Below are 6,900 nucleotides of genomic sequence, written 5' to 3' on the forward strand. Positions count from 1 at the left end.
GGCCGGCCGCGGTGAAGGCGAGGTCGCCGGCCGCGCCGGTGCCGGCGGCGAGCGCGCCGGCCGCGCTGGGGATGTGCACCTGGCCGAGGCGGTTGCCGGTGAGCCGCAGCGACATGGCCCGGCCGCGCAGCCCGGGCGGCGCCACCTCGGCCAGGAACGACATGGTCAGCGGCTGGCCGGCACCGAGCCCGAGCCCGGCCACCGCGACGACGACCAGCAGGACCGCGAACGGCAGCGGGGGCAGCAGCAGGGCCAGTCCGACGGCGGAGAGCACCACGGTGCCGACCAGCACGACCCGCCGCCCGAGGGCCGCCACCAGCCGGCCGAGCAGCAGCCGGGACGCCATCGACGCGACCGCGCGGACGCCGAGCAGGATGCCGATCGAACCGGCGGCGATGCCGCGTTCCGCGCCGAGCGCGGGCAGGTAGACCAGGGTGATGTCGACCGCCGCCAGGACCACGCAGCTCACCGTGAGGGCGCGGACCAGGCCGGGCTGGCGGAGCAGGTCGCGCAGCCCACCGGCGGCGGCGCCGTCGGTGGCCTCCCGGTGGTGTCCGGACGGGCGCAGGAACAGCGCGACGGCCAGGAGCGGCAGCGCCACCACCGTGGCGCCGAGGAAGATGGCCCGGGTGTCGGGGATCGGGCGGTCCCCGCCGAAGAGCACGATCAGCCCGGGGCCGAGGGCCTGCCCCAGGGAGGCGGCGAAGGTGTAGTAGCCGAACGCCGCGTCGTACCGGTCGGCCGGGGTGCGGTTCGCGACCAGCGCCTGCTGGGCGACCACCGCGCAGAGGTGCGCGGTGCCGAGCGCCATGCTGGCCAGGACCAGGCCGGCCACCGAGCCGGCGAGCAGCACGAAGCCGAGGCCGGCGGCGACCAGGAGGACCGACCCGGCGAGCGCGACGCGGCGCTCGCCGAGCCGGTCCACGGCGTGCCCGGAGGGGACGGCCAGCACCAGCGGTACGACCGCGAAGCTGGCCCCGAGCACGCCCAGCCAGGCCCCCGGCACGTCCAGCTCCAACGCCCGGTACGCGGACGCGGGCCGGAGCATGAAGGTGACCGCCTGCACCGCGACGGTGTGCGTGAGCAGCAGGCCGGTCTGGACGCGCCCGGGGACCGGTGAGTCCCCGGGCGCCACTCAGTCGGCCTTCACGGCGAGGACCGGGCAGGGCACCCGGAGCAGGATCTCCTGCGCGTTCGAACCCATGATCAGCTTGCCGACCGGGGTGCGGTGCCGGATGCCGATCACGACCAGCGAGACGTCCTCCGCCTCGACGATCTCGACGATCTCCTCGGCGACGTCCCGCCCCCGCATGAGCTGGCGGACGTTGTGCGGCACCCCGGCGGCGACCAGCTCCCGGACCACCCGGTCCAGGTCCGGCTCCTGGGCGAAGCGCGGGTCCACGTACGCGTCGCCGCGCGAGGTGTTCACCACCAGCACCGGCTCGTCGCGGAACCGGGCCTGCTCGATCGCGGCCTGCAGGGCCGCCTCACCGAGCGGAGAGGGCACGTACCCCACCAGGACGGTCATCCCGTCACCAACCTTCCGCGCAGCGGACGGACCACGAACCGGCCGATCAGCGGCCACAGCAGCACCACGGCGATCGTGGCGTAGATCACCCAGGACACCCAGCCGCCGATCAGCCCGTGCAGCTCACCGCCGGAGAGCTGCAGCGCCCGCCGGCCGTGCAGCTCGGCGCGCGGGCCGAGGATGATGCCGACGATCAGCGGCAGGATCGGCAGCCCGAAGCGCCGCATGCCGAAGCCGAGCAGGCCCAGGGCGAGCAGCAGGAACAGGTCGAACGGCTGGGCGTTCACCGCGTACGCGCCCATCGAGGCGAAGAAGAGGATCCCGGCGTAGAGATACGGGCGCGGGATCCTCAGCAGGCGCGCCCAGGCCGGGGCGAGCGGCAGGTTGAGCACCAGCAGCAGCAGGTTGCCGATGAAGAGGCTGGCGATCAGCGTCCACACCAGGGTGGACTCCTTCGAGAAGAGCAGCGGGCCCGGCTGGATGCCGTACCCCTCGAAGGCGGCGAGCATCACCGCGGCGGTGGCGTTGGTGGGCAGGCCGAGCGCCAGCATCGGCACCAGCGTGCCGGCGGCCGAGGCGTTGTTGGCGGCCTCCGGGCCGGCGACGCCCTCGATCGCGCCCCGGCCGAACTCCTCCGGGTGCTTCGACAGCTTCTTCTCGGTGACGTACGACAGGAAGGTCGGGATCTCCGCCCCACCGGCGGGCACCGCACCGAACGGGAACCCGTACGCGGTGCCGCGCAGCCACGGCTTCCAGGACCGCTTCCAGTCCTGCTTCCCCATCCACGGCTGGCCCACCGGGATCACCTCGCCGGCCTTGCGGCGCAGGTGCGCGGCGATCCAGAGCGCCTCGCCCACGGCGAAGATGCCGACCGCCACCACGACGATGTCGATGCCGTCGGCGAGCTGCGGCAGCCCGAAGGTGAGCCGCTGCTGGCCCGACTGGTCGATGCCGATCACGCCGATCACCAGGCCGAGCAGCAGCGAGGCGAAGCCGCGTACCCGGGACGCGCCGAGCACCGCGGTGACGGACACGAACGACAGCAGCATCAGCGCGAAGAAGTCGGGCGAGCCGAGGCTGATCGCGAACGACACCACCGGCGGGGTGACCACCACCAGCAGCAGGGTGGCGATGGTGCCGGCGACGAACGAGCCGATCGCCGCGGTGGCCAGGGCCTGGGCGGCCCGGCCGGCCTTCGCCATCTTGTTGCCCTCGATCGCGGTCACCACCGACGACGACTCGCCGGGGGTGTTCAGCAGGATCGAGGTGGTCGAGCCGCCGTACATGCCGCCGTAGAAGATGCCGGCGAACATGATGAAGGCCTGGGCCGGCTCCATCCCGTAGGTCACCGGCAGCAGCAGCGCCACGGTCATCGCCGGCCCGATACCGGGGAGCACGCCGACGGCGGTGCCGATGGTCACGCCGAGCACCGCGAACAGCAGGTTCATCGGGGTCAGCACATGGCCGAACCCGTCGAGCAGGTTGGCGAGGTTGTCCATCTACAGGATCCCTTGCAGTACGCCGGCGGGCAGGTCGACGCCGAGCCCGATGGCGAAGGTGTAGAACGTGATCAGCGACAGCGCGACGGCGATCAGCAGGTTCCGGACGTAGTGGCGGTTGCCCAGCGCGAACGCCGAACCCCAGAAGAGGATCGTCCCGCTGATCACCCAACCGAGCGGCTCGATGAGCACGGCGTTGACCAGGAACGCGCCGATCAGCAGCAGCACCGTTCGCCAGTCGATGGGGGTGGTCAGGTCGACGTCCTCGCCAGCCTCCGGCTCGCCGGCGCCGCCGCGGGCCACGTCCACCGCGTAGATCGCCGCGATGATCAGCAGCAGCACGCCGAGCAGGATCGGCACCGCCTTGGGGCCGATCGGGTCAGCGGTGTTGATCGCGCTCCCGATCCGGGTCGTCGCGTCGAAGATCACCAGCCCGCCGACCAGGGCGAGGAACGCACAGACGCCGTACTGGGCCCGGTCCGGCCGGCGGGCGGCTTCCCCCTCCGGGGCCGCCGCCTCGCCGTCGGCGGTCGCCGCCGGCTCTGCCTGCTGGCCCGGTTCGCCCGGTTCGCCCGGCCCGGCGCTGTCCGGTCCGGTCGCGGCCCGCTCGGCCGACCGGGGTGCCGGCGTGGGGGCCGCCTCGGCCGGCGCGTCGACCGGGGTCGGCTGCGCCGGGATCTCGGGTACGCCCGGAGGCCGGGACGGCAGGTCGCCGCCCCGGTCCGGTCGCGTGGCCATGCCGCTCATGCCAACCCGAGCTGCTTGAGCACGTCCGCCACGGCCTTGTCCTGCTCGGTCAGGAAGGTGCCGAACTCGTCGCCGGTGACGAACGCGTCGGTCCAGCCGCGCTTCTTCAGCTCGGCCTTCCACTCGTCGGAATCGTGCATCTTGGTCAGCGCGTCGATCCAGACCTTCTTGTCGGCGTCGCTGATGCCTGGCGGCGCGACGATGCCCCGCCAGTTGGTGAAGACCAGGTCGATGCCGGAGGACTTCAGGGTCGGCACGTCCTTGAGCGCCTCGATCGGCGCCTCGCTGGTCACCGCGAGGACGCGGATCTGGCCCGCCTCGACCTGGTCGAGGAACTCGCCGAAGCCGCTGGCGCCGAAGGCCACCTTGCCGCCGAGCACGGCCGGCAGCAGCTCGCCGCCGCCGTCGTACGAGACGAAGTTGACCTGCTTGGGGTCGATGCCGACGGTCTTGGCGAGCTGCATGGGCAGCAGGTGGTCCGGGCCACCCGGCGAGGAGCCGCCGCCGACCGCGATGCCCTTCGGGTTGGCCTTCCACGCCGCGACCAGATCGTTGATGGTCTTGTACGGGGAGTTCTTCGGCACCACGATGGCGCCGGCCTCCTCGATCAGCTTGGCCAGCGGGGTGGTCTGGGTCAGCGTCGCCGCGGACTTGGAGGTGTACGAGGCACCGACCACGCCCAGGCCCATCTGCATGGCGAGCTTGCCGTTGCCCTTCTCGTTCACGGTGCGCTGGAGGCCGACCGTGCCGCCCGCGCCGGGCAGGTTGAACACCTGCACGCCGGTGGCGATCTTGGCGTCCTCCATCACCTTCGCGGCGGTCCGGGCGGTGGTGTCGTATCCGCCACCGGGGGTGTTCGGCACCATGATCCGCAGTCCGCTGACCGGCTTGCCGTCGTTGCTGGAGCCGCCCTCGTTCTTGTCGGCGGTGGCGCCACAGGCACCCAGGGCCAGCGCCGTGGCGGCGGCGACCCCCATGACCAGCACGTTTCTCCTAGTTGCCATCTTGTTTCTCTTCCGTTTCGAATGAGTCCAGCGGCAAGATGGTGGCTTCCACCCGGGCAGCTTGTCTGCGTTGTGTCACCAGCGGAAGTTGAGGTCTTTGTGGTCGCGGTCACGTCCCGGCGCCGTACGCTCGCCGGGCAGCTGCTGATCCTCCAGCTCGCGATCATCGTCGTCGTGCTGGTGGCGGTGGCCGCCGTCTCGCTGGCCCAGTCGGCGGCGACCTTCAACCGGGTCGAGGGACGCCGGGTCGCCACCCTCGGCGAACGGCTCGGCGGCAGCCCCCTGCTCCGCGACCAGCTCGACCAGCCCTCACCCGGCGAGGCCATCGCCCCGCTGCTGCAGAACATCCTCACCTACGGTGTCACCTCGGTGACCGTCGCGAACGCCCGGGGCCGGGTGGTGGCCTCGACCAATCCGACGCTGGTCGGCAGCCGGGTGGAGCTCGGCGATCCGCGGGTGGCGGGCGGCCGGAGCTGGTTCGGCGAGCTGGAGGTCGACGGGGCCCGGGAACTGGTGGCCCAGGTGCCGGTGCTCGGCGACGTCCCGGGCCGGAACCTCGGCCGGTACCTCGGCGTGGTGGTGGTCGGCGAGGCGGCGCCGACCTGGTCGGAGCGGCTCGTCGGGGCCTCCTCCTACCTGCTCACCTACCTGGGCATCGCCTGCGCCCTCGGGGTGGTCGGATCGTGGCTGCTGGCCCGCCGGATCAAACGCCAGACCCTCGGCCTGGAGCCCCGGGAGATCGCCGGCCTGGCCGAGCACCGGGAGGCGTTGCTGCACGGCATCGCCGAAGGGGTGATCGCGCTGGACCCGCAGCACCGCGTGACCCTGGTCAACGCGGTCGGCCGGCGACTGCTCGACCTGCCCGAGCACTGCCTCGGCCGCAGCCTCGCCGAGCTACGGATCAACGGCCGGCTGCGGGACGTGCTGGCCGGGGCGGGCAGCGGCCCGGAGGCCCGGGACCAGGTGGTGGTCCGGGGCGGCCGGGTGCTGGTGATGAACCGGATGACCGTCCGCAAGGACGGCCGCCGGCTCGGCTCCGTCACCACCTTGCGGGACCGGACCGAGCTGGCCCGGCTGGAGCAGGAGCTCGGTGGCTTCCGCAGCACCACGGAGCTGCTCCGGGCGCAGACCCACGAATTCGCCAACCAGCTGCACACCATCTCCGGACTGATCCAGATCGGCGAGCACGACGAGGTGGTCCGGTACGTCGACGCGCTCAGCCGGCACCGCGCCTCGCTGGACCTCACCGTCACCAGCCGGATCCACGACACGGCGGTGGCGGCCCTGGTCATGGCCAAGTCGGCGGTCGCCGCCGAGCGCCGGGTGGAACTGCGGATCTCCGAGCGGACCGGGCTGGACCGGCTGCCGCCGGAACTGGCCGCGGACGTGGCCACCGTGCTCGGCAACCTGGTGGACAACGCGGTCGAGGCGGTGGCCGCCGACGCGTCCGACCGCCCCGCCTGGGTCGAGGTCGAGCTGCGCCAGGACGCCGCCTCGGTGGAGATCATCGTCCGCGACTCCGGCCCCGGGGTGGCGCCGGAACTGGCCCAGGAGGTGTTCACCCACGGCTTCACCACGAAGGCGGCCCAGGGCGGCGAGCGCGGCATCGGATTGGCGCTCACCCGGTTGGTCTGTCACCGTCGCGGCGGCGAGGTCGCGGTGACGAACACCGACGAGGGCGCGATGTTCAGCGCGCGAATGTCGGTGCCGCGGAACGTGTGGCAGGAGGCGAGATGATCGACGTACTCGTCGTCGACGACGACTTCATGGTCGCCCGGATCCACCGTGGCTTCGTCGAGCGGATCGGCGGCTTCCGGGTGGTCGGCACCGCCAGCACCGGCGAGCAGGCGGTGGCCGCGGTTGACCAGCTCCGCCCCGACCTGGTCCTGCTCGACCTCTACCTGCCCGACATGTTCGGCCTGGACGTGGTGACCCGGATCCGGGCCGCCCGGCACGACTGCGACGTACTGGTGATCAGCGCCGCCCGGGAGGCCGAGGCGGTCCGCCGCGCGGTGCGCTACGGCGCTGCTCGAAGGCCGTTCCGCGGCGCTCCAACAGGCAGTCGGCCGAGACCGGCCGCCGCTGACCGAAAGAGCGTCAACACCTGACCGATCAACGTCAA

At 72.6% G+C, this 6,900-nt stretch carries 7 protein-coding genes; 2 read left to right on the forward strand and 5 right to left on the reverse strand.

Going from position 1 to position 6,900, the window contains the following annotated elements:
• The 5 genes from ACWEVO_RS25465 to ACWEVO_RS25485 form a co-directional block, all read right to left on the reverse strand.
• Positions 1–1,135, reverse strand: a 1,135-nt coding sequence (locus ACWEVO_RS25465) for an MFS transporter (protein WP_452310038.1), incomplete at its 3' end; no start/stop codon positions are given.
• The gene (locus ACWEVO_RS25470; protein WP_452310039.1) at positions 1,136–1,528 is read right to left on the reverse strand and encodes a universal stress protein; all 393 of its coding nucleotides are present in this window, start codon (positions 1,526–1,528) and stop codon (positions 1,136–1,138) included. It abuts the gene before it with no gap.
• Complete coding sequence (locus ACWEVO_RS25475) at positions 1,525–3,027, reverse strand: tripartite tricarboxylate transporter permease (RefSeq protein WP_452310040.1); 1,503 nt, start codon at positions 3,025–3,027, stop codon at positions 1,525–1,527. The genes ACWEVO_RS25470 and ACWEVO_RS25475 overlap by 4 nt, the downstream gene beginning before the upstream one ends.
• A complete protein-coding gene (locus ACWEVO_RS25480) occupies positions 3,028–3,765 on the reverse strand; it encodes a tripartite tricarboxylate transporter TctB family protein (RefSeq protein ID WP_452310041.1) in 738 nt (245 codons plus the stop codon).
• Positions 3,766–3,770: 5 nt separating this feature from the next.
• Positions 3,771–4,778, reverse strand: coding sequence for a Bug family tripartite tricarboxylate transporter substrate binding protein (locus ACWEVO_RS25485; protein WP_452310042.1), 1,008 nt, complete (start codon positions 4,776–4,778; stop codon positions 3,771–3,773).
• A gap of 99 nt (positions 4,779–4,877) precedes the next feature.
• Between ACWEVO_RS25485 and ACWEVO_RS25490 the strand changes: the two genes are divergently transcribed.
• Together ACWEVO_RS25490 and ACWEVO_RS25495 are read left to right on the forward strand one after the other, a co-directional pair.
• Entirely contained in the window at positions 4,878–6,515 is a 1,638-nt protein-coding gene (locus tag ACWEVO_RS25490; protein ID WP_452310043.1) for an ATP-binding protein, read from the forward strand.
• Positions 6,512–6,886: a response regulator gene (locus ACWEVO_RS25495; protein WP_452310044.1), complete on the forward strand. Its 375-nt coding sequence runs from the start codon at positions 6,512–6,514 to the stop codon at positions 6,884–6,886. Before ACWEVO_RS25490 ends, ACWEVO_RS25495 begins: the two co-directional genes overlap by 4 nt.
• Positions 6,887–6,900 lie beyond the last annotated feature (14 nt).

This window comes from Micromonospora sp. NPDC003776, from assembly GCF_053605645.1.

What these genes read in the sequence shown, in the direction of transcription:
- ACWEVO_RS25470 (WP_452310039.1), bottom strand. Translation starts at nt 1,528, where the DNA reads ATGACCGTCCTGGTGGGGTACGTGCCCTCTCCGCTCGGTGAGGCGGCC.
- ACWEVO_RS25485 (WP_452310042.1), bottom strand. Translation starts at nt 4,778, where the DNA reads ATGGCAACTAGGAGAAACGTGCTGGTCATGGGGGTCGCCGCCGCCACG.
- ACWEVO_RS25480 (WP_452310041.1), bottom strand. Translation starts at nt 3,765, where the DNA reads ATGGCCACGCGACCGGACCGGGGCGGCGACCTGCCGTCCCGGCCTCCG.
- ACWEVO_RS25495 (WP_452310044.1), top strand. Translation starts at nt 6,512, where the DNA reads ATGATCGACGTACTCGTCGTCGACGACGACTTCATGGTCGCCCGGATC.
- ACWEVO_RS25475 (WP_452310040.1), bottom strand. Translation starts at nt 3,027, where the DNA reads ATGGACAACCTCGCCAACCTGCTCGACGGGTTCGGCCATGTGCTGACC.